Origin of the sequence: Halodesulfurarchaeum sp. HSR-GB (assembly GCF_031432215.1) — an archaeon.
GTDB lineage: Archaea > Halobacteriota > Halobacteria > Halobacteriales > Halobacteriaceae > Halodesulfurarchaeum.
The window spans coordinates 1,464,828-1,482,716 of the sequence record NZ_JAVKGN010000001.1 but is presented as its reverse complement, the minus strand read 5'-3'; the positions used below and the strand labels follow the sequence as shown (position 1 = coordinate 1,482,716).

Below are 17,889 nucleotides of genomic sequence, written 5' to 3'. Positions count from 1 at the left end.
AACGGAAGGATTTCAACCCTGGGGAATCCCTATGTGATATGGACTGGGGGAGCTTTCGGGCACTGGGATTGGCTGTCCTCCTTCTGGGCGTCCTCGCGGGCCCGGCGACGGCCGGCACGACGCTCGGGTCGGACACCCAGCAGATCGGGGAGATGGAATCGGATCTCGTGATCATCGGTGCAGATGTAGCCGAGAACGGCACGGCGACGTTCCAGATCGAATACGCAATCAGACTGGACGACGAAAACGATACCCAGGCGTTCGAGGAGTTGGCAGGTGACATCGAGCAGAACGAATCGACCTACGTATCCCGCTTTGCCGACCGCATGCAGAACACGGTGTCCGCGGCGGAAACATCGACCGGCCGGTCGATGACCGTACGTGATTTCGGCGTCACGGCCCGAACGAGTCCGACACTCGGGAACCAGTATGGGACCGTTACCTACACCGCCACCTGGGAGAACTTTGCGAACGTGACAGACGGGGAAATCCAGGCCGGGGACGCATTGCAGGGGCTGTTCCTCGACGAGGAGACACGACTGCGGATCGAGTGGCCCGAGGCCTACCAGCAGGCCACGGTCGATCCCACGCCAACCAGTTCGAGTGATGGGGAAGTCGTCTGGCAGGGCCCTCGCCAGTTCGAAGGAACACAGCCCGCGCTCACACTCGAACCCACACCCACGACGAGCCCGGATCTGACGACGACCGAGACGACAGCGGCCGGGGACGGCCTTCCCTGGGTCCCGATCGGACTGCTTCTCCTCGCACTGGTTGTACTTGGCGGGTGGTACGTCTATCGCGAGACTGAATCGGAGCCGACTGACAGCGCGGGCTCGGTCACCGAGCCGGCCGAACCGGAGGGGGAATCCGGCGAACCGACCCCACCGTCGGAGCTTTTGAGCAACGAGGAACGCGTCGAGCAGTACCTCGCCTCGGTCGGCGGTCGAGCGAAACAACAGGAGATCGTCGAGGCGCTTGACTGGACGGAGGCCAAGACGAGCCAGGTACTCTCGGACATGTCGGAGGCCGGTGAAATCGAGAAGTTCCGGATCGGTCGAGAGAACGTCGTCAAACTCCCCGAATCCGGGGACGAATCGGTCTAAATCGGGCTTAATTGGGCCCAAACCGCGTTCAGGACCGGCCGGGTATAACTGTCCGTGGCTACTACGGCAAGTCGATGAGACGTGCACTGGCTGTATTCACAGCGATCATGGTCATCCTCGGTATCGTCGCCGGAGCTGGAGCGGCCGGCGCCGTAACGGCGGACCAGGAGGCCATCGACGCTGGCCCGATCTATGCGGACACGAATAACACGACTGAAACGACCACTACGATAGCGGACGAAAATACGACCACGGAAAACACGACGGTCGACGACAACACGACGACAGAAAACACGACGGATTTGAACGAAACTGAACCGGTGAACGACACGGACACGAACGAGACCGACTCGCTCAACGAGACCAACGAAACCACGGAGACGGTGGCTCCGGGCGCACAGCTCTCGGCCATCGTGAGCACCCAGCAAGCTGAGATCCGCGGGAGTGTCTCGGAACGCGCCTTTGGCCTCTCGGTCGCAGCTGCCCACTCGAACCAGTCGAAAGCACGGCTCGTGGCGAACGAGACCGAACAGCTCGAACGCCAACTGGCCCACCTCCGAAATCAGACCGAAGAATTCGAACAGGCCCACGAGAACGGAACCATCCCCGAGGGCGCGTACTACGCGCATGTCTCCCGACTGGAGGCCCAGATTACCTCCATGGAACGGCTAATCAACCAGACGGAATCGACGAGCGAGGCGATCCCCGAGGACGTCCGGCAAGCCCACGGAATCAACACGACCCAGCTCGAAACCCTTCGATCCCAGGCCCGGAACATGAGCGGTCCGGAGACCGCAGCCGTCGCACGGTCGGTCGTTGGACCGAACCCTGGACAGCACATGGGACAGGGCCCACCCGCACACGCAGGCCCACCTGAGGACGCCCCCGGTAACGGGGCGATGGGACCCGGCGATAACACGACTGGGCCAGCAGCGAACGAGTCAATGGGACCATCAGCGGACAACCGAACGACGGGACCATCAGCGGACAACCGGACGATGGGTCCGCCTGATGAGAACTCCCCCGGCTCGAACAGCGGAAACGGTGGCGGCCCCTCTGGACAGACCGGACCACCGACGGACGCGGGCAACCAGAACCCAGGGTCCGGGAACCAGGGACCGCCACAAGAATCTGAATAGCGCGCTCATCCCCTTCACTATCGCGGCCGACTGACTCCTTTTGTCTCGACGGGTGTTCTCACCAGTTTTGCAGGAGGTAGATCAGAATCGCGGTTACAAGCACCAACGACCCGAATCCTCCCAGTGCGAACCAGATACCAGCCAGCCGGGGACTCGGAAGCCCCGATGGCAAGAAGAGAACGGAGATAGTGGCCACTCCAGCCAGCAGCAATCCCCAGACGTAGACCCGGGCCGCAATATAGAACGCCCGGCCGTAGTCCATACTGGCTCAACGAAAGCCGGCGATAAAACCGTTTGTCCGCTCAGTCCTCCGCACCGCTCTCGACCACGTGGAACCCGCCAGTTTCTCCCCGACCGGAGAGTTCCCGCTGGGGGAACGGAATCTTGATTCCGGCCTCCTGGAAGGCTCCCGAGACGGCCCGAATGGCTGCACTGATCGCCTTGGCCCGGCGACGGGCACTCGGCTTGTCGATCCAGAACCGGAGTTCGAGGACGATCGCCGAGTCGTCCAGGCGACTGGTAATGACCCTGGGCCGGGGGACAGAGAGGATGTTGTCCACCTCAGATAAGGCCTCGTTCGCGACATCCATGGCGCGGTCCGGGTCCGCCGAATAGTCGATTCCAACCTCGACACGGAGGCGGAGCCGTCCCTTGGTCGTCCGGTTCACGATCGTGGCGTTGCCGACCGCGTCATTTGGTAACACGACGAGCTCGCCGTCGAAGTTCTCGAGCCGGGTGTTGACGATCGTGACCTCGCTGACGATTCCCTCATGTTCACCGATCTGGACCCAGTCGCCGATCTCGAAGGGACGGGACAACATGAGGACGAAACCGGCGATGAGGGAGCCAAGCGTCTGCTGGGCGGCCAGCCCCGCCACGATACCGAGGAAGCCGGCCCCGACTAGCAGGCCCCCGAGGTCGATCCCCCACAGGGAGAGTGCAGCGATCGCCGCTGCAGTGAGGAAGATGATCTGTACGACCCGAAGCGAGATTTCCTCCTGATGGGCCGTGATGCGGTCCGATCGGGCCGTCAGCTCCTCGACCCAGTGGTGAAGAATCCCCATCCCAGTGTACGCACCGACAAAGAGCAGAACGGTAATCACACTCTGAATGACGAGCGAGGAGGGAATCGAGAACGTCTGGACGACCCGCAGGACCGGTTCGATTTCACCCCAGATAGCCAATATCCCAATCCCAGCGATAACGACCACGACCACCCGTAGCAGTTTGACGATCAACGACTCGGGCCCCCAGTTCGCTTCCGGGCGGTGAACGGCATTGTAGACCGCCGTCAGCCCCACCAGTCCGAAGACCCACTCGATCCCCAGGAAGACCAGTCGCACGAAAACGGGGACTAACACGGCGACGAGAAAGACCGCGATTCCGAGAACGATTGCCGTCAATAGCACCTGTGTCTCGAGGGAGCCACCACCGTGAAAGATCGCACTCCAGTCGTACCCACTGCCCACTACCATTTATCCGGGGTTCGAAACCCCACTACTTAGTGGTGCTGGCACGGGCCGACCCGAGTGGCGAACATTCTTAATCGCGCTTTTCCTTGATGGAGTATGGAGCAGGTCGACGTCGCTATCGTCGGCGGGGGACCGGCCGGGACGGCGGCGGCACGGGCGGCAGCAACGCGCGGAGCGTCGGCACTCGTGCTGGAAAAAGGGGTCCCACGGGCGGATAGAGACCGTCTCGGTCCGGACTCGACTGACGCAGCCGGCTTCCTCGATTACTGGACCGAAATTGCGGGCCTCGATCCCGACACGCTTCCCGACGGGGTGATCCACCAGACACTCACGGGGGCCGAGTTCGTCGGGCCGACCGAATCAGTCACCCTCTCGAATACCGGCATCGATTCGGAGTATCCGCATTTCGGCTTCGCGTTCGACCGTGCGAAGTTCGACGACTGGCACCGGGAGCAGGCAGAAGCCGCTGGCGCCGACTACCGAGTTGGAACCGGCGTCCGTGACGTCGAAACGACACACACAGGCACGCCAACCCACAATCTCGTCCTCGCGGACGGCGCTGAGATACGGGCCGACTACCTTGTACTCGCTGATGGCCCCCAGCGGCGGATCACGATGGGAGTACTTGATGAGTACCTGCCGACGGAGAAGGCGGCCTCGAAACTCCTGTCCCCACCCGAGGCCAACCACATCGCCTACCAGGAGTACCGCCGGTTCCCGGCGGACGCCTTCGATGCGGATCGGATCAAGTTCTGGTGGGGCTGGCTCCCCGGCCACACGGCCTACCCGTGGGTGTTCCCAAACAGCGATCGGGTCGCCCGCGTGGGGCTCACGATGCCGATCGGAATGTCACTCGACGACGTCCCGAATCCGCAGGCCTACGAACTCCTGAAGCCGGAGGACGAGTCGATGCCCTCGCCCCGGGAGTTCCTCGATCGCTTCCTAGAGACCGTCTACGGTGCGGAGTACGATATCGAGTCCGAGATGCCCCGGCTTGAGAACTACGGGAAAGACGCCGGCACCGAGACCTATCCGATCTCCTCGACCAGGCCGATCGACTCACCGACCGATCTGGGCATCGCCGTCGTCGGCGGGGCGATGGGGGCTACGTCGGCCTTCCACGAAGGGGGTGACCATCTCGCACTTCGGACAGGCCGGCTCGCCGGTGAGTTCGCAGCGACTGATAATCTGGGCGAGTACAATCAAGCCTGGAAGGACGTGGCAGGCGCGGAAGTTCGGCGGAACGTCGCGCTGGCGGATATGGTCCGTGGCTACGGGCCCGGGGACTGGGACCGAGTCCTGGGGATCGGGAACCGGATGCTCGAGAACCAGGCCGGGGCGGTACCGAACATTCGCTCGGCGCTCTCGGTGGGCGTTCCAGCGCTCAAGCTCTTTCTTGCCTACCGGTACACGAAGTTCGGGCTCCGAGGCGATCGTGTCGTGCAAATCGCCGAACGCGACTACGAGCACTGATGGGTCCCGGAACCTACACGGTCCTCGTGAAACTCGACACCGCGAGACCGATCACGTTCGGGGCCGCCGGCGAACGATCACTCGACGCGGGATACTACGCCTACACCGGGAGTGCATTCGGTCCCGGCGGCCTCTCCCGGGTCGATCGCCATCGACGGGTAGCGGCTGGCGAAAACGATACCCGACACTGGCACGTCGACTACCTCCTTGGGGCCGAGGGAACGAGTTGGGTGGGCGTGTGGATCACCCCAGAAGCGGACCGAGAGTGTGAGATCGCCCGTTCGCTTTCGGGCGACCCGATCACGGGTATCGGGGCGACTGACTGTTCGTGTGTGAGTCATCTGACCTACAGTGCAGATCGTGAGTCACTCGTGGATTCGATCGCGACGTGCCACGAGGACCCGGCCTGAGTTTGGCGGAGAACTCAATCGAGGGGGACCCACTCCGTCGGCGGGTTTCCAAAGCCACGGGCCCGTATTTCCCGACCGCCCGCATCCGGAACCCGGATCTCGAACACGCCGTCGAACAGTTGGTTTAGCGTGTTGATGACCTTCGACTCGTGAGAGTCCGGGTCGATTGCGAACATGCCGATCCAGTCTTTCGACTGGATCTGTCGGGTGAACACGTGCAAGAACCGGAAGAGCCGTTCCAGGTCGACGTACATCAACAGGGCCGAAAGCGAGTCGAAGGCCACCCGAATTCGGTCGACCCCGTTGCCCGCGGCATCCTTCGAGATCTGGGAGAACTCGATCCCCATACCGGTCAAATCGCCTGGCGAACTGACCGATTCGACGATCCCCTCCAGATCGCCATTCCCGGTCGACCCGATGCTATCGATGATACGAACGTAGGCCTCATCGGCGGGGGCGATCTCGCGGTACTCCCTGTAGATCTGCGCGCCGCCGTCGTTTGCCGTCACGACGACCGATCCATCGCCCTGTCTGGCACCGTGGCCCAGTATCTCGAGCATCAACGCTCGCTTGCCGGACATCGCGGGACCACTGACGAGGATGTTGGTCCCCGGGTCGACGGAGTCCGCGAGCGGGGCGGGCACGGTGTCACCGAGTTGATAGCTCATTGTTCCTGACTATGTGGAGGGTGCCCTCCATCGAGACGGTCTGTTCCCGAATGTAGGCCCACGGAACATAAGTGTACATGGATACGCGCCCACACGATCACCGCAACGATCCCACGCCCCCCAGTTCCTGGAACCGAAGCAAGTCCTCGTCCGTCCCGACGACCACGAGGGAGTCACCGTCACGAATCTCGAATTCGGGGCCCACATCGGAGTAAGTCTCCTCACCGCGTTCGACGGCGATGATCGTACAGCCGGTCCGTTCTCGAATCGCGGCCTCCTCGATCGTGGATCCCTCGAAGCCGGGCGCCTGCATCCTGACGATGTCGATCTGGGTGTCATAGGAGATGACGTCCTCATCGAGGATGCTCGAGGCGAGCATACGCCCGGAAACAGTCGGCAACGGCAACACGTAGTCGGCACCGGCCGAGTACAGTTTCGCCACGTTGTCAGCGTCGTTGGCCCGGACGATGATTTCGAGATCGGGGTTCAGCTCGCGGGCGACAAGGGTCGCGAAAATGGCGTCGGTGTCGGAGTTCAACGAGACGATGAAGGCACCGGCCTCCGCGAGACCAGCCTCCCGGAGGACCGCGGCCTCGGTCGCGTTCCCGACGACGTCGACCGCGTTGCGGTCCACAAGGTCGATAATCCGACAGGTGACGTTCGCGGACTGCAGTGCGTTACAGACTGCTTCGCCAACCTCACCGTACCCTGCCATCACGACGTCCTCGTGTGCCAAGCGGTCGCCGGCCCGGGTGCGGTCCATGACCGCCTCGAGCTGGGATTCAGTCCCAGCGACCAGCAGCACAGTTCGGTCTGTCAGTGTCGTCTCCGGGGTCGGGTTCGGGACGAATTTCCCGTCGACCCAGGCACCGATCACTGCGGCCCCCGTCTGTTCCCGGATCCCGGCCGAGCCGAGTGTCTCACCGTGAACGTCACTCCCGGCGAACACCGGGAGTTCGATGACCTCCAGGTCGGCACTGATATCGACGGTTTCACCGAGTTGGGTCGTGATGACACTCGAAACCTTGTCCGCGAGGCCACGGCCCAGTAGCTCACGGGGGTGAAGCGGCTCGTCGACACCGGCCAGAAGCAGGTACCGCGTCAGCGAGGGATCCTCGACGAACGCCACCAGCCGGACCGTGTCGTTCAGTTCTCGAACCGAGAGCGCCATCGCCGCGTTTCGTTCGTCCGGCCCGTCAAGCACGACCGCCTGGGCGGACCCGACGTTCAAATTCGAGAACGTCGCGGTTGATTCCGGGTCGCCGAGGACCACGTTGTAGCCCGCGCGGGACAACGAGCGGGCCCGATCCTCCGCATCCACCAGGAGCACGTAATCGAGTCCGTGAACCTCCAGGTCGTCGATCAACACGTCCGAACGGTCACTGAACCCACAGATGACGACGTGGTCTTCCCCCTGGTAGGTCCGGGGAATCGTGTCCTCGAGCCGTTCCTCGATCCAGGGCACCAGAAACAATGGCAGCGTGAGAAAGATGAAGAAGATCCCGGTGAACTGCATCAACACGACGAGGATCTGTATCTGGGGTGAACTCCACGGCGCGTCTTCACCATATCCAGTGGTGGTAAAACTCTCGACGACGATCTGGAAGGCCTGGATAACAGTCCGGTGTTCGCCTTCGAAGGCGCTCATACCGAACTTGTAGAGTATCGTGTAGAGAACGAGGGCGCCCAGGAAAGAGAGGACGTAGTACACCCCCCGCCGTCGGGTCCGTTCCATACCGTGTCTGTCCGTTCCCGAACCATAAACCATCGGGCCACGGTGCCGATCGGGCGCGTAGATGCGGCCCTCGAAAACACGTATTGGGCCCCGTCACGAAAGCCGGGTATGCACGATCTAGACGAGACCGACCTGGAAATCCTTCGGTTGCTCGTCGCGGACGCCAGACGACCCTTTCGCGAGATCGCCGAGGCCGTCGACCTCTCCGCGCCCGCAGTCTCGGATCGGGTCTCCCGGCTGAAAGAACAGGGTGTCATCCGTCGGTTCACGGCCGATATCGATCGCCGACAGCTCCGGGAGGGGACACCGGTTCTGGTGGATCTCGAGGTCGCTCCGGAGTCCGCTGCCGGCATCAGGGACGTCGTCGGAGAACTCGACGCCGTGGAACACGTCTACGTGACCGTCGACGGACACGTGATCTTTCACGCGAACGCCCCTGGGGAGGTCGGCCCGTGGCTCGATCAGGTCCTCGAGGTCCAGGGGGTGCGTGACGTTGCCGTTTCGCTGTTGCGAGAGAGCCAGTGGTCACCAACCGTCGGGGCAAGCGACTTCGCCCTGGTCTGTGATGAGTGTGGGAACACCGTCACCAGTGAAGGGGTCACGACCCGTGTCGGGGGCGAGGTCAAGCAGTTCTGCTGTCCCTCCTGTGAGGCACGGTACGTGGAGCGCTACGAGGAGTTGCGATCCGACGCCTGACTTTCGATTCAAAATTTCCTGGCCCGTTTTTCTTCGGTTCGTGAGGAACAATCGGGATGAAATACGAGCCCCTACTACAGGACATGCTTACCGAACGGCTCTCGGTGCGTGGCATGACGTGTGCGAACTGTGCCAGCACCGTTACCAGCGCCCTCGAATCACTCGACGGGGTCGCCTCGGCTGACGTAAACGCTGCGACCGAGGAGGCACGCGTCGAATACGACCCCGAAGGAGTCTCCTTGAGCGCGATCTACGAGGCAATCGAGGACGCAGGCTACGAAGGCGTGACCGACCGGCACCGGATCGACGTCGCGGACATGCACTGTGCGAACTGCGCCGAGACGATTGCCTCCAACCTCGAAGGGATGGCCGGCGTGCTCAGCGCGGAGGTCAACTACGCGACTGACGACGCGACGGTGACCTACAACCCGGCGACAGTCACTCAGGCGGACCTATTCGACGGGATCGAAGCCGCCGGGTATTCTCCGGTTCGCCCGTCAGGGGACGACGAAGAGAGTGAGGAGTCAGCCAGCGACGTTGCTCGCAATCAGGAGATCACGAAACAACTTCGTCTCGTGGCGTTCGGTGCGGCCTTCTCGATCCCGCTGCTCTTGATGATGGCCGGCGAACTCTTCGCGCCTGGCTCCTTCCCGGAGTCGATCCTCGGAGTTCCAATGGGCTGGATCGCCTTCGGCCTCGCGACCCCCGTGCAGGTCGTCCTGGGCCGGGAGTTCTATCGCAATTCCTACACCGCCCTCTTCCGCAACCGAACCGCGAACATGGACGTCCTCATCGCCCTGGGCTCCACCACGGCCTATGGCTACAGCGTCGCGGTCCTCCTGGGCGCGATTCCAGGGGGGCTGTACTTCGACTCGGCCGCCTTGATCCTGCTCTTCATCACGCTGGGTAATTACCTCGAAGCGCGCTCGAAAGGCCAGGCCGGGGACGCGATGCGGGAACTCCTGGAGATGGAGGCCGAAACGGCCACCCTCATCGGCCCGGACGGAAGCGAGCGCGAGGTCGACCGGACCGAGGTCCAGGTCGGGGACATTTTGAAAGTCCGCCCCGGCGAGCGGATTCCTACGGACGGCGAGGTGATCGGCGGCGAGAGCGCCGTCGACGAGTCGATGGTGACTGGCGAGTCGGTGCCGGTCGAACGGGGCCCGGGCGACGAGGTGCTCGGGGGCACGATCAACGAGAACGGCGTGTTGCGCGTGCGGGCGACCCGCGTGGGCGAGGATTCGACGGTGCAGCGGATCGTCGAGCTAGTCAGAGAAGCCCAGTCCCGCCAGCCGGACGTCCAGCGACTGGCCGACCGGATCAGCGCTCACTTCGTCCCGGCAGTGATCATCAACGCACTGTTCTGGGGCGGGCTCTGGTTCCTCTTCCCCCAGCAGCTCGCGGGGTTCGTCGAGATGCTCCCGATCTGGGGGCTAATCGCAGGCGGACCAGCGATCGTCGGCGGAACTGTGAGCACCGTCGAGTTCGCCATCGTCGTCTTCGCGAGTGCGGTCCTCATCGCCTGTCCCTGTGCGCTCGGCCTGGCGACACCCGCGGCCACGATGGTCGGGACGGCAATCGGGGCGCGAAACGGCGTCCTCTTCGCGGGCGGGGACGTGCTCGAACGGGTCAGGGACGTCCAGACAGTCATCTTCGACAAAACCGGGACGCTCACCGAAGGCTCGATGGCAGTCAGTGACGTGATCGTCTCCGAGCCCCGTGCAGACGGCGGGCTCCTGACCGAGCAATCGATCGACCAGGACGAATTACTCAGATTGGCCGCGAGCGCCGAGTCGGGGAGCGAACACCCGATCGCACGGGCGATCGTCAGCGCGGCCGCGGATCGCGACCTGGAGGTCGGGGAGCCCGAAACCTTCGAAAACGAACCGGGTCGTGGGATCACGGCGACCGTCGACGGCCGAGAACTCCACCTGGGGAACCGAAAACTGCTCCAGGAGGCGGGGATCGAACTCGGCCCCCTGGAGGATCAACTGACCGAACTCGAAGCGGCCGGCAAGACCGGAATCGTCGTCGCGGTCGACGGCCAGGTAGCGGGCATCGTTGCGACAGCCGACACGGTCAAGGAATCGGCCAAAGCGGCCGTGGAACAGCTTCAGGACCGAGGGATCGACGTCTGGATGCTCACCGGGGACAACGAGCGAACCGCCCGGAGTGTGGCCGAGGTCGTCGGCATCCCGTCGACGAACATCCGTGCGGAGGTCCTCCCGGCCGAAAAGGCTTCAGTCGTCAGAGAAATTCAGGACGCAAGCGGCGACGCGATGATGGTCGGGGACGGCGTCAACGACGCGCCCGCCCTCACCGAGGCCGCCGTGGGGGCAGCGATCGGCAGTGGGACGGACGTCGCCATCGAGGCCGGGGACGTCACTCTCGTCCGGGACGATCCCCGGGACGTGCTCAAGGCCATCCGGCTCTCCGTGGCGACCCTCCAGAAGATCAGGCAGAACCTCTTCTGGGCGCTGGGGTACAACACGGTGATGATCCCGCTTGCCTCACTCGGGTTGCTCCAGCCAGTCGCGGCCGCGGCCGCGATGGCGAGTTCCAGCGTGAGCGTGCTCACGAACAGTCTCACGTTCCGGAACTACACCCCGGATCACGACTATCAGCTCCTGGGTCGGTTCCGGCGCTGACCCGGTCGAACCCGAAACGCCCTAAGCCCCCCATCCCCAACCCGCTTGCATGTCCATCACGCTTCGCGTCGAGGATATGAGCTGTGACGGCTGTGAAGACATCGTCGAAACTGCCCTCGAGGAGGTCTCCGGGGTCGAGGAAGCAAGTGCCGATCACGAGGCGAATACCGCCGTCGTCGAGGGCGACGCGGACGTCGAGGACCTACTCGACGCCGTAGATTACGCCGGCTATACCGCCGAGTTCCAGCCGGGGGACGAGGCCGCCGACGAACAGGACGAGTCCGAGGAGTAACGCCCGTTTTCGGTGTCGTCAAGTGAGGTTACCATCGGGTAACCAGGTTACCGATCCATCCCATTAGGTATAAAGTCCCTCCGTACTTTGGGTTAACTACCATGGTGGTAGCTGAAACCCAGGTGGAAGACCTGCCCCCGAGTGCCAAGCTCGTCCTGAAGGTCCTCGAATACAACGGCGGTCTCACACAGAAACAGATCGTCGATAAATCCAGGCTCTCTCAGCGGACGGTCCGAGACGCCCTCGAGCGGCTTCAGGATCGAACCATCGTCGAGAAGAACATCTACATTCCCGACGCTCGGCAGAACCTCTACACGCTCTCGACACCCGGTACCGACGGCCCGGCCGAGGCCGAGGTCTAACTCGACCGACGGGCTCATTTTTTCTCGCGCCGTCTCAACGGCTGTGAAGGTCATCACTGATCGCACGCGAAATCCGTTCGGATTCTCCCCGCCCTGTGAGGAGTTCATCCCGGGCAGTGGGGATCCAAACGCCGATTTTCACCTGATCGGAGATCGGCCGTCCGAACCGACTGCAACGGCTCTCCTCGAGGACGAGCGCTTCGAACCGCTTCGAGCCGTCCTCGAAGCAGTCGGTTTGCTAAATGGTGGTGCGCCGGGTGGCCTCTATACGTCCTATCTGTACCCGTGTTACCAGAACGGCGAACCGACGCCCGCGACCCGCGAGGCCGCCGAAGCCCTCTTCGACGCCGAACTCAGGGCGATCACCGCCCACGTATTGCTTCCGGTGGGCGAGGCGGCCATCGAATACGCCCTTCGGAACTACAGTTCGATTGCCCCGGGCGAACAATCGGCGGCGATCCACGGAACCGAAATTACGAACGGTTCCTGGATCATCGTGCCCATCCGTGACCCGACGGTGTGGGAACCCGGTGACGCCGAAACGCTCGAAGCAACCCTGCAATCGCTTCGATCCTTCGACTACCGCCGCGAGAGTGACCTCGGCCGTCACGTGACCGGGCCGGGAAGCTACCGCGTCAGATAGGCGTCTCTGCGCCCCACTCATCGAGGGCACGGCCGAGTTCCTCGTGGCTCTCGCCCGCGTCCGTTACGGATTCGCCGGCCATGTAGGCGTCGACCGCCTGGCGGAGCGCTTTAGCGCCGGCGTGAGTCCCGTCTGGATGGCCGTGGATGCCACCGCCAGCCTGGACGATGAGATCCGTGCCCAACGCGTCCAGGAGTGGTTCGACGGTGCCCGGATGGAGGCCGCCCGACGCAACTGGGAGAACGTCGTTCATCCCGTGCAGGTCGGATTGTAACCACTCGTTGATGCCCGCCGTGTCCTCGTTTTCGAGTTTTCCCAGGTTTGCCGTCCCGGTGTGAATGTGATCGACGCCCGTGAGACGAGCGATCTGGGCGAGCACGCGCATCGAGACGCCGTGATGGGAGAGTCGATCGAAGGCCGCGTGCATCGCCCGGTGAGCGTGGATCGCGAGCCCGCGCTTTTCGGTGTGCTCCCGGACCGACTGGACCGCGCCCCAGCCGGTGGTGATGACATCGACCATGACGAAGTTCCCGCCCTGGTCGGCCACGAAGTCGGCCCGCTCTTTCATCGTCTCGACGTCGGCGGTGATGTTCACCAGGTAATCCTTGCGGTCGCCGGTCTCGTCCTGTGCCCGATCCCGCATTTCGAAGCTCTCGGTGACCCGGTCGGCAAAGCTGTTGAAGGACTGGTCGGTCAGGTTCTCGTCGTCTTTCAACAGATCGATGCCACCGGTCCAGGCCTCGTAGCCGATCTCAGCGTGGCGCTTCGTCGAGAGCCCGACTTTCGGCTTGGGGACCGTCGCCAGCGCGGGTCTGTCCCCGGCGTCCAGGAACGTTTCTTTGACGGCCGAACCGAACTGCGGGCCCGGGAAGGACGTGGCCAAGTCGGCCGGCCACGAACAGTCCTGGAGTCGAATCGAGTCCACAGCCTTCATCCCCATAATGTTGCCCGCGACACAGGAGAGGACCTGGGGCATGTTCCCGAACTCGAACAGCGTCTCGGGGTAGGCGACTCGAATCGTTCCGTCACCGATCTCGAAGGCTGTCGCGCCCACGTCGGTGAAGTCTTCGCCGACCGCCAGCGCGGCCCAGGTTCCATTGGAACTTTCCGAGGCGACACGCCCGGCTGCGTCTTCCATCGACAACCCCGACGCGGGTTCGATGGCAAAATCACAGACGAGTTCCTCTGGCGCTGGCTGGTAGTCCGTATCCACGAAGTCCGCGTAGGCTATCCCGGTCATACCCCAGAAACGTGGGGCTCCGGGGGCATCAAAGTTCAGGCCGAAAACGCCTACACCGCTTCTTCCAGTCGGTGGATGTACGATTCGTTGCCCACGAAGGTGGGCGTCCGCTGGTGAAGGTCCGTGGCCTCGATGTCCAGCAGCGACTGCTCGCCGTCAGTCGAGGCCCCGCCGGCCTGTTCGACCACGTAGGCGATCGGCGCGGATTCGAAGAGCAGTCGGAGTTTTCCGTTCGGACGGGAGGACAGTGCCGGATAGCCGAAGATGCCACCGTAGGTGAGCACCTGACTTACGTCCGCAATCATCGCGCCGCCATAGCGGAGCTTCAGTTCGTCCTGCACCTCGCTCACGTACTCATCGAAGGCTTCGGACCACTCCGGAACCCGACCGCCAAATCCATACACGGTCGGGTCGGCGGGCAGTTCAACCGGGCCGGTCGACCGACGGGTGCCGTCCTCGACGACGTACCCCTCGGGCTGCCCCTCCTGGGCGATAACCATGGTGGTTATGGGTCCGTACAGGACGAACCCGGCGGCGACCAGGTCCTGTCCCGAAGTGGGAAGCGAACCGTCGTAAACCCCGACGACCGTCCCCATCGGGTTGTTCGACCGGAGGTTCGAGGAGCCATCGAGGGGATCCAGGGCGACAGCATAGCCCTCGCCGATGTCTGTTACGGTTTCCCGTTCCTCACTGGCGTACTCGCCGATCCCCTCGACCTCGCCAAGCCGGTCGTAGAGCAGTTCGTCGGCCCAGACGTCGGCGGCCAGCTGGGTGTCGCCGGTGACGTTCTCCGAGTCGAGGGCGGTTCGACGACCTGGCAGCCCAGCACGGATCTCGGGGGCGACACTCGCTACGACCTCGAAGACGGCCTCGATTGGGTCTGTGTCCGTCGCCATCTACATCCGATCGAGTGCGGCATCGACCCCGGACTCCTCGAAGATGAGGGCTTCGAGGGCGTCGAGCATCGCCTCGGCGTTCTCGCGCTGCCAGACGTTCCGGCCCACGGCCAGGCCGTCGCCGCCAGCGTCGAGCACGTTCTGAACGGATTCGAGGAACTCGCGGTCGGAGGTTTTCGACCCACCGCTCATAATCACCTTGACCGGCCCGGCCGACTCAGTGACCCACTCCATGGCCTTCGGACTCCCGGGGTATTTGACCTTGGCCACGTCGGCCCCGAGTTCCAGGGCCTGGCGGGCCGCGTAGGCGATGATCTCGTCTTTGGTGTCGTTTTTCACACCCTGGCCACGCGGATAGGACCACATGATGGCTGGCAGGTCGTGCTCGCGGGCGGCCTCCTGAGCCTGCGCGAACTCCTCGGCCATCTCGACCTCGTGATTCGAGCCGCCATAGAGCGTGAAGCCGATCGCGTCGGCCCCCAGCTCGTTCGCGTACTCGACCGACCAGTTGACGGCACTGTCGTACTCGCCCATCCAGAGGTTCGACGTGCCGTTGAGCTTCGCGACGAGGTTCACGCTGTCCTCATAAGAGGGATAGTAGGCCTCGGCGACGCCCTTCTGGACGGCGAAGCCGGTGACCGCGTCGTGGGTCGCGAGATCGAAGACCGTCTCCGGGTCCATCGTCTCCGGCACCGGATCGAAGTCAGTCGGCCCGTGCTCCAGTCCGTGATCGTAGGCGAGGACCAGCAGTTTGCCGTCCCTCGCGATCGGGGAACCTTCGAGTGATCGCATCAGGGAAAACTGGGGGAGACACGTATAATAGTCTAACTGAACCCGTCTGGACTGTGGTCTCGGGCCGCCGCCCGCCACGACCGGACGGTCTCGGCTGCAATACCCAGCGAGTCGGCGACCCGTTCGGGATGACAACTCGCGAGACGGGAGACCGAAGTGATCCCAGCCTCCGCGAGAGTGGCCGTCGCCGACTCGTCGAGTTCGGGAAGTTCCGAGAGCGGCGTCGGCCGACTTCGCTCGCGCCACTCGGCTTCGGCCTCGAACTCGGTTTCCGGGTCCGGTTCGGTGGGCCAGGGGCGGCGCTCCCAGCCCGAATCGTCTTCCGTGGTCGTCTTGACCTCCTCACCGCGCTTGGTCGTGTCCCAGCCGTTCGCGCTCGCGGCGACCCACTCGCGCTCCCCGTCCTGGAGCCCACGGACCTGCTCGGCGCGGCGATCCAGGTCGTCCCCACTGCCGTCGAAGGACCACGGCAAGGAATGTTCCCGACGGATTCGGGCGGCGACGCCCGGATTGACCCCGACGTCGATCAGCTGCGCGTGAGAGACCTGACGGTTACTGATGTCCCCTGGCTCGATGTCGGCGGCTTCGAGGACGGCCGCAGTCGCTGGCCCGACGTGGGTCAGCGCGGTCAGTTCCTCGGGCACACTGCAAGGGGTGACCGGCAAGTGGCTTGAGTGTTACCACAACCAATGGTACACAGTCGACTGGCCGGTGCTCGCCCCGATACCCGATGACTTTTATCGCCCGTCGACAAGTATCGGGTACTCATGACGCGGGTACGAGTCGCTGGGGGTGGATTGACCCACTTCGGCGTCCATCCGGAGCGAACGAGTCGAGCGCTCTTCGGGGAAGCAGGCGAGGCGGCCCTGGAGGACGCCGGAGTCGACCGCGAAGACGTAGAATCGGTGTTCTTCGGGAACTTCATGGGCGAACTCGCCGAGCACCAGGGCCACATGGGCCCGCTCGCCGCCGAGGCCCTGGGCATCGACGCCCCCTCGACCCGATACGAGAGTGCGTGTGCCTCAAGCGGCGTGGCTGTCAGACAGGCCGTGCAGAACGTCCGCAACGGCGAGGCTGACGTGGTGCTCGTCGGCGGGGCCGAGCGGATGAACAACCTGCCCACGGCGGAGACGACCGACGCGCTGGCGATCGCCGCCGACGACCTCTACGAGGTGCGAGCGGGGATGACCTTCCCGGGCGCGTACGCGCTCATGGAGGACGCCTACTTCGAGGAACACGGCGGCACACGGGAGGATCTGGCCCACATCGCCGTGAAGAACCACCAGAACGCACTCGGGAACGAGTACGCCCAGTTCCAGAAGGAGATCGACGTCGAGACGGCGATGGAGGCCCCGCCGGTCGCGGAGCCCATCCACCTTTACGACGCCTGCCCGATCACCGACGGCGCGGCCGCGATGGTCCTGGTCAGTGACTCCTATGCGGAGGAACACGACCTCGATGCCCCGGTCGCGATCACGGGGACCGGACAGGGCAGCGATCGACTCGCGTTGCAGGACCGCGAAGAACTGACCCGCACGCCCGCCGCCGAGGATGCGGGTGCGGAGGCCTTCGCGGACGCGGGAATCGATCCCGACGACGTGGACCTCGCGGAAGTCCATGACTGTTTCACCATCGCCGAGGCGCTGGCCATCGAGGCGCTGGGCTTTTTCGAACCCGGCGAGGGGATCGCCGCCGCCCGTCGCGGCGAGACGACGGCCACGGGTGACCTCCCGGTCAACCTCTCGGGCGGTCTGAAGGCGAAGGGGCATCCGGTTGGGGCGACCGGCGCGAGCCAGGTCGTCGAGATGGCAAAGCTCCTGGCGGGCACGCATCACAATTCCGACGCCGTGGCCGACGCCACGGTCGGGGTGACACACAACGCCGGGGGCACGGTCGCCAGTACCGCCGTTCACGTCCTGGAGGTGGTCGAATGAGCGACGAACCCGCCCGGGACGCCGGCTACGACGACTTCCTCGATGCCATCGCGGCGGGCGAACCCTACTACCTGGAGTGCCCAGAGGGACACGGCTCGCTACCACCGCGGCAGGTCTGTCCCGACTGTGGCGCAACTGAACTCTCCGAATCGGGACTTCCCGAGGTCGGGACGATCGTGGCCCACAACGTCGTCCACGTTCCCACCCCACGGTTCCTGGACGATACGCCCTATGCCACCGCGATCGTGGACTTCGGACCTGTCAACGTGACTGGCCAGGTTCGCGGCATCGACCCCCAGGATGTCGAGAACGGTCAGGAAGTGACGATCACGATCGGTGAAACCGAGACCGACGGCGATCGACTCGTCGTCTTCGAACCGGTCTGA

The 17,889-nt window shown here is 63.9% G+C and carries 19 protein-coding genes; 11 read left to right on the top strand and 8 right to left on the bottom strand.

The window, feature by feature from the left end; genetic code table 11:
- Positions 1-38: 38 nt before the first annotated feature.
- Entirely contained in the window at positions 39-1,103 is a 1,065-nt protein-coding gene (locus tag RH831_RS07800) for a DUF4897 domain-containing protein (RefSeq protein WP_310553648.1), read from the top strand.
- A 74-nt stretch (positions 1,104-1,177) separates the two neighbouring features.
- Entirely contained in the window at positions 1,178-2,242 is a 1,065-nt protein-coding gene (locus RH831_RS07795) for a hypothetical protein (protein WP_310553647.1), read from the top strand.
- A gap of 58 nt (positions 2,243-2,300) precedes the next feature.
- On the opposite strand, the gene RH831_RS07790 is transcribed toward RH831_RS07795, so the two are convergent.
- Together RH831_RS07790 and RH831_RS07785 are read right to left on the bottom strand one after the other, a co-directional pair.
- Positions 2,301-2,504, bottom strand: coding sequence for a hypothetical protein (locus RH831_RS07790; protein WP_310553646.1), 204 nt, complete (start codon positions 2,502-2,504; stop codon positions 2,301-2,303).
- Positions 2,505-2,544: 40 nt separating this feature from the next.
- On the bottom strand, positions 2,545-3,717 hold the full coding sequence (locus tag RH831_RS07785) for a mechanosensitive ion channel family protein (RefSeq protein ID WP_310553645.1): 1,173 nt from the start codon (positions 3,715-3,717) through the stop codon (positions 2,545-2,547).
- A 93-nt stretch (positions 3,718-3,810) separates the two neighbouring features.
- Here RH831_RS07785 and RH831_RS07780 point away from each other — a divergent pair, with 93 nt between their 5' ends.
- Together RH831_RS07780 and RH831_RS07775 are read left to right on the top strand one after the other, a co-directional pair.
- On the top strand, positions 3,811-5,187 hold the full coding sequence (locus tag RH831_RS07780; RefSeq protein ID WP_310553644.1) for an NAD(P)/FAD-dependent oxidoreductase: 1,377 nt from the start codon (positions 3,811-3,813) through the stop codon (positions 5,185-5,187).
- Entirely contained in the window at positions 5,187-5,597 is a 411-nt protein-coding gene (locus tag RH831_RS07775) for a GIY-YIG nuclease family protein (RefSeq protein WP_310553643.1), read from the top strand. The genes RH831_RS07780 and RH831_RS07775 overlap by 1 nt, the downstream gene beginning before the upstream one ends.
- Positions 5,598-5,611: 14 nt before the next feature.
- On the opposite strand, the gene RH831_RS07770 is transcribed toward RH831_RS07775, so the two are convergent.
- A complete protein-coding gene (locus tag RH831_RS07770) occupies positions 5,612-6,265 on the bottom strand; it encodes a hypothetical protein (RefSeq protein WP_310553642.1) in 654 nt (217 codons plus the stop codon).
- A 97-nt stretch (positions 6,266-6,362) separates the two neighbouring features.
- Positions 6,363-8,000: an NAD-binding protein gene (locus RH831_RS07765; protein WP_310553641.1), complete on the bottom strand. Its 1,638-nt coding sequence runs from the start codon at positions 7,998-8,000 to the stop codon at positions 6,363-6,365.
- Positions 8,001-8,108: 108 nt separating this feature from the next.
- Between RH831_RS07765 and RH831_RS07760 the strand changes: the two genes are divergently transcribed.
- The 5 genes from RH831_RS07760 (at position 8,109) to RH831_RS07740 (ending at position 12,641) form a co-directional block, all read left to right on the top strand.
- A complete protein-coding gene (locus RH831_RS07760; protein ID WP_310553640.1) occupies positions 8,109-8,696 on the top strand; it encodes an AsnC family transcriptional regulator in 588 nt (195 codons plus the stop codon).
- Between the two features lie 56 nt (positions 8,697-8,752).
- Complete coding sequence (locus RH831_RS07755; RefSeq protein ID WP_310553639.1) at positions 8,753-11,344, top strand: heavy metal translocating P-type ATPase; 2,592 nt, start codon at positions 8,753-8,755, stop codon at positions 11,342-11,344.
- Between the two features lie 49 nt (positions 11,345-11,393).
- Positions 11,394-11,636: a heavy-metal-associated domain-containing protein gene (locus tag RH831_RS07750; RefSeq protein WP_310553638.1), complete on the top strand. Its 243-nt coding sequence runs from the start codon at positions 11,394-11,396 to the stop codon at positions 11,634-11,636.
- Positions 11,637-11,737: 101 nt separating this feature from the next.
- Positions 11,738-11,998: a helix-turn-helix domain-containing protein gene (locus RH831_RS07745; protein WP_310553637.1), complete on the top strand. Its 261-nt coding sequence runs from the start codon at positions 11,738-11,740 to the stop codon at positions 11,996-11,998.
- A 43-nt stretch (positions 11,999-12,041) separates the two neighbouring features.
- A complete protein-coding gene (locus RH831_RS07740) occupies positions 12,042-12,641 on the top strand; it encodes a uracil-DNA glycosylase (RefSeq protein ID WP_310553636.1) in 600 nt (199 codons plus the stop codon).
- Here RH831_RS07740 and rbcL read toward each other — a convergent pair.
- From rbcL to RH831_RS07720, 4 genes are read right to left on the bottom strand one after another with little or no spacing between them, the layout of a single operon-like run.
- Entirely contained in the window at positions 12,634-13,881 is a 1,248-nt protein-coding gene (gene rbcL / locus RH831_RS07735; RefSeq protein WP_310553635.1) for a type III ribulose-bisphosphate carboxylase, read from the bottom strand. The two genes, RH831_RS07740 and rbcL, sit on opposite strands and share 8 nt — an antisense overlap.
- 50 nt (positions 13,882-13,931) lie before the next feature.
- Positions 13,932-14,777, bottom strand: coding sequence for a class 1 fructose-bisphosphatase (locus RH831_RS07730; protein WP_310553634.1), 846 nt, complete (start codon positions 14,775-14,777; stop codon positions 13,932-13,934).
- Entirely contained in the window at positions 14,778-15,569 is a 792-nt protein-coding gene (locus tag RH831_RS07725; RefSeq protein WP_310553633.1) for an aldolase, read from the bottom strand. It lies immediately after the preceding gene.
- A gap of 32 nt (positions 15,570-15,601) precedes the next feature.
- Positions 15,602-16,213: a helix-hairpin-helix domain-containing protein gene (locus RH831_RS07720; RefSeq protein ID WP_310553632.1), complete on the bottom strand. Its 612-nt coding sequence runs from the start codon at positions 16,211-16,213 to the stop codon at positions 15,602-15,604.
- Between the two features lie 123 nt (positions 16,214-16,336).
- On the opposite strand from RH831_RS07720, the gene RH831_RS07715 reads away from it, so the two are divergent.
- On the top strand, positions 16,337-17,503 hold the full coding sequence (locus RH831_RS07715; RefSeq protein WP_310553631.1) for a thiolase domain-containing protein: 1,167 nt from the start codon (positions 16,337-16,339) through the stop codon (positions 17,501-17,503).
- A complete protein-coding gene (locus tag RH831_RS07710; protein WP_310553630.1) occupies positions 17,500-17,889 on the top strand; it encodes an OB-fold domain-containing protein in 390 nt (129 codons plus the stop codon). The genes RH831_RS07715 and RH831_RS07710 overlap by 4 nt, the downstream gene beginning before the upstream one ends.

Excerpts from the sequence above, each read along its gene's own strand:
- RH831_RS07790 (WP_310553646.1), bottom strand. The coding sequence starts at position 2,504 with ATGGACTACGGCCGGGCGTTCTATATTGCGGCCCGGGTCTACGTCTGG.
- RH831_RS07770 (WP_310553642.1), bottom strand. The coding sequence starts at position 6,265 with ATGAGCTATCAACTCGGTGACACCGTGCCCGCCCCGCTCGCGGACTCC.
- RH831_RS07730 (WP_310553634.1), bottom strand. The coding sequence starts at position 14,777 with ATGGCGACGGACACAGACCCAATCGAGGCCGTCTTCGAGGTCGTAGCG.
- RH831_RS07760 (WP_310553640.1), top strand. The coding sequence starts at position 8,109 with ATGCACGATCTAGACGAGACCGACCTGGAAATCCTTCGGTTGCTCGTC.
- RH831_RS07765 (WP_310553641.1), bottom strand. The coding sequence starts at position 8,000 with ATGGAACGGACCCGACGGCGGGGGGTGTACTACGTCCTCTCTTTCCTG.
- RH831_RS07745 (WP_310553637.1), top strand. The coding sequence starts at position 11,738 with ATGGTGGTAGCTGAAACCCAGGTGGAAGACCTGCCCCCGAGTGCCAAG.
- RH831_RS07800 (WP_310553648.1), top strand. The coding sequence starts at position 39 with ATGGACTGGGGGAGCTTTCGGGCACTGGGATTGGCTGTCCTCCTTCTG.
- RH831_RS07795 (WP_310553647.1), top strand. The coding sequence starts at position 1,178 with ATGAGACGTGCACTGGCTGTATTCACAGCGATCATGGTCATCCTCGGT.
- RH831_RS07785 (WP_310553645.1), bottom strand. The coding sequence starts at position 3,717 with ATGGTAGTGGGCAGTGGGTACGACTGGAGTGCGATCTTTCACGGTGGT.
- RH831_RS07710 (WP_310553630.1), top strand. The coding sequence starts at position 17,500 with ATGAGCGACGAACCCGCCCGGGACGCCGGCTACGACGACTTCCTCGAT.
- RH831_RS07715 (WP_310553631.1), top strand. The coding sequence starts at position 16,337 with ATGACGCGGGTACGAGTCGCTGGGGGTGGATTGACCCACTTCGGCGTC.
- RH831_RS07725 (WP_310553633.1), bottom strand. The coding sequence starts at position 15,569 with ATGCGATCACTCGAAGGTTCCCCGATCGCGAGGGACGGCAAACTGCTG.
- RH831_RS07780 (WP_310553644.1), top strand. The coding sequence starts at position 3,811 with ATGGAGCAGGTCGACGTCGCTATCGTCGGCGGGGGACCGGCCGGGACG.
- RH831_RS07755 (WP_310553639.1), top strand. The coding sequence starts at position 8,753 with ATGAAATACGAGCCCCTACTACAGGACATGCTTACCGAACGGCTCTCG.
- RH831_RS07750 (WP_310553638.1), top strand. The coding sequence starts at position 11,394 with ATGTCCATCACGCTTCGCGTCGAGGATATGAGCTGTGACGGCTGTGAA.
- RH831_RS07775 (WP_310553643.1), top strand. The coding sequence starts at position 5,187 with ATGGGTCCCGGAACCTACACGGTCCTCGTGAAACTCGACACCGCGAGA.
- rbcL (WP_310553635.1), bottom strand. The coding sequence starts at position 13,881 with ATGACCGGGATAGCCTACGCGGACTTCGTGGATACGGACTACCAGCCA.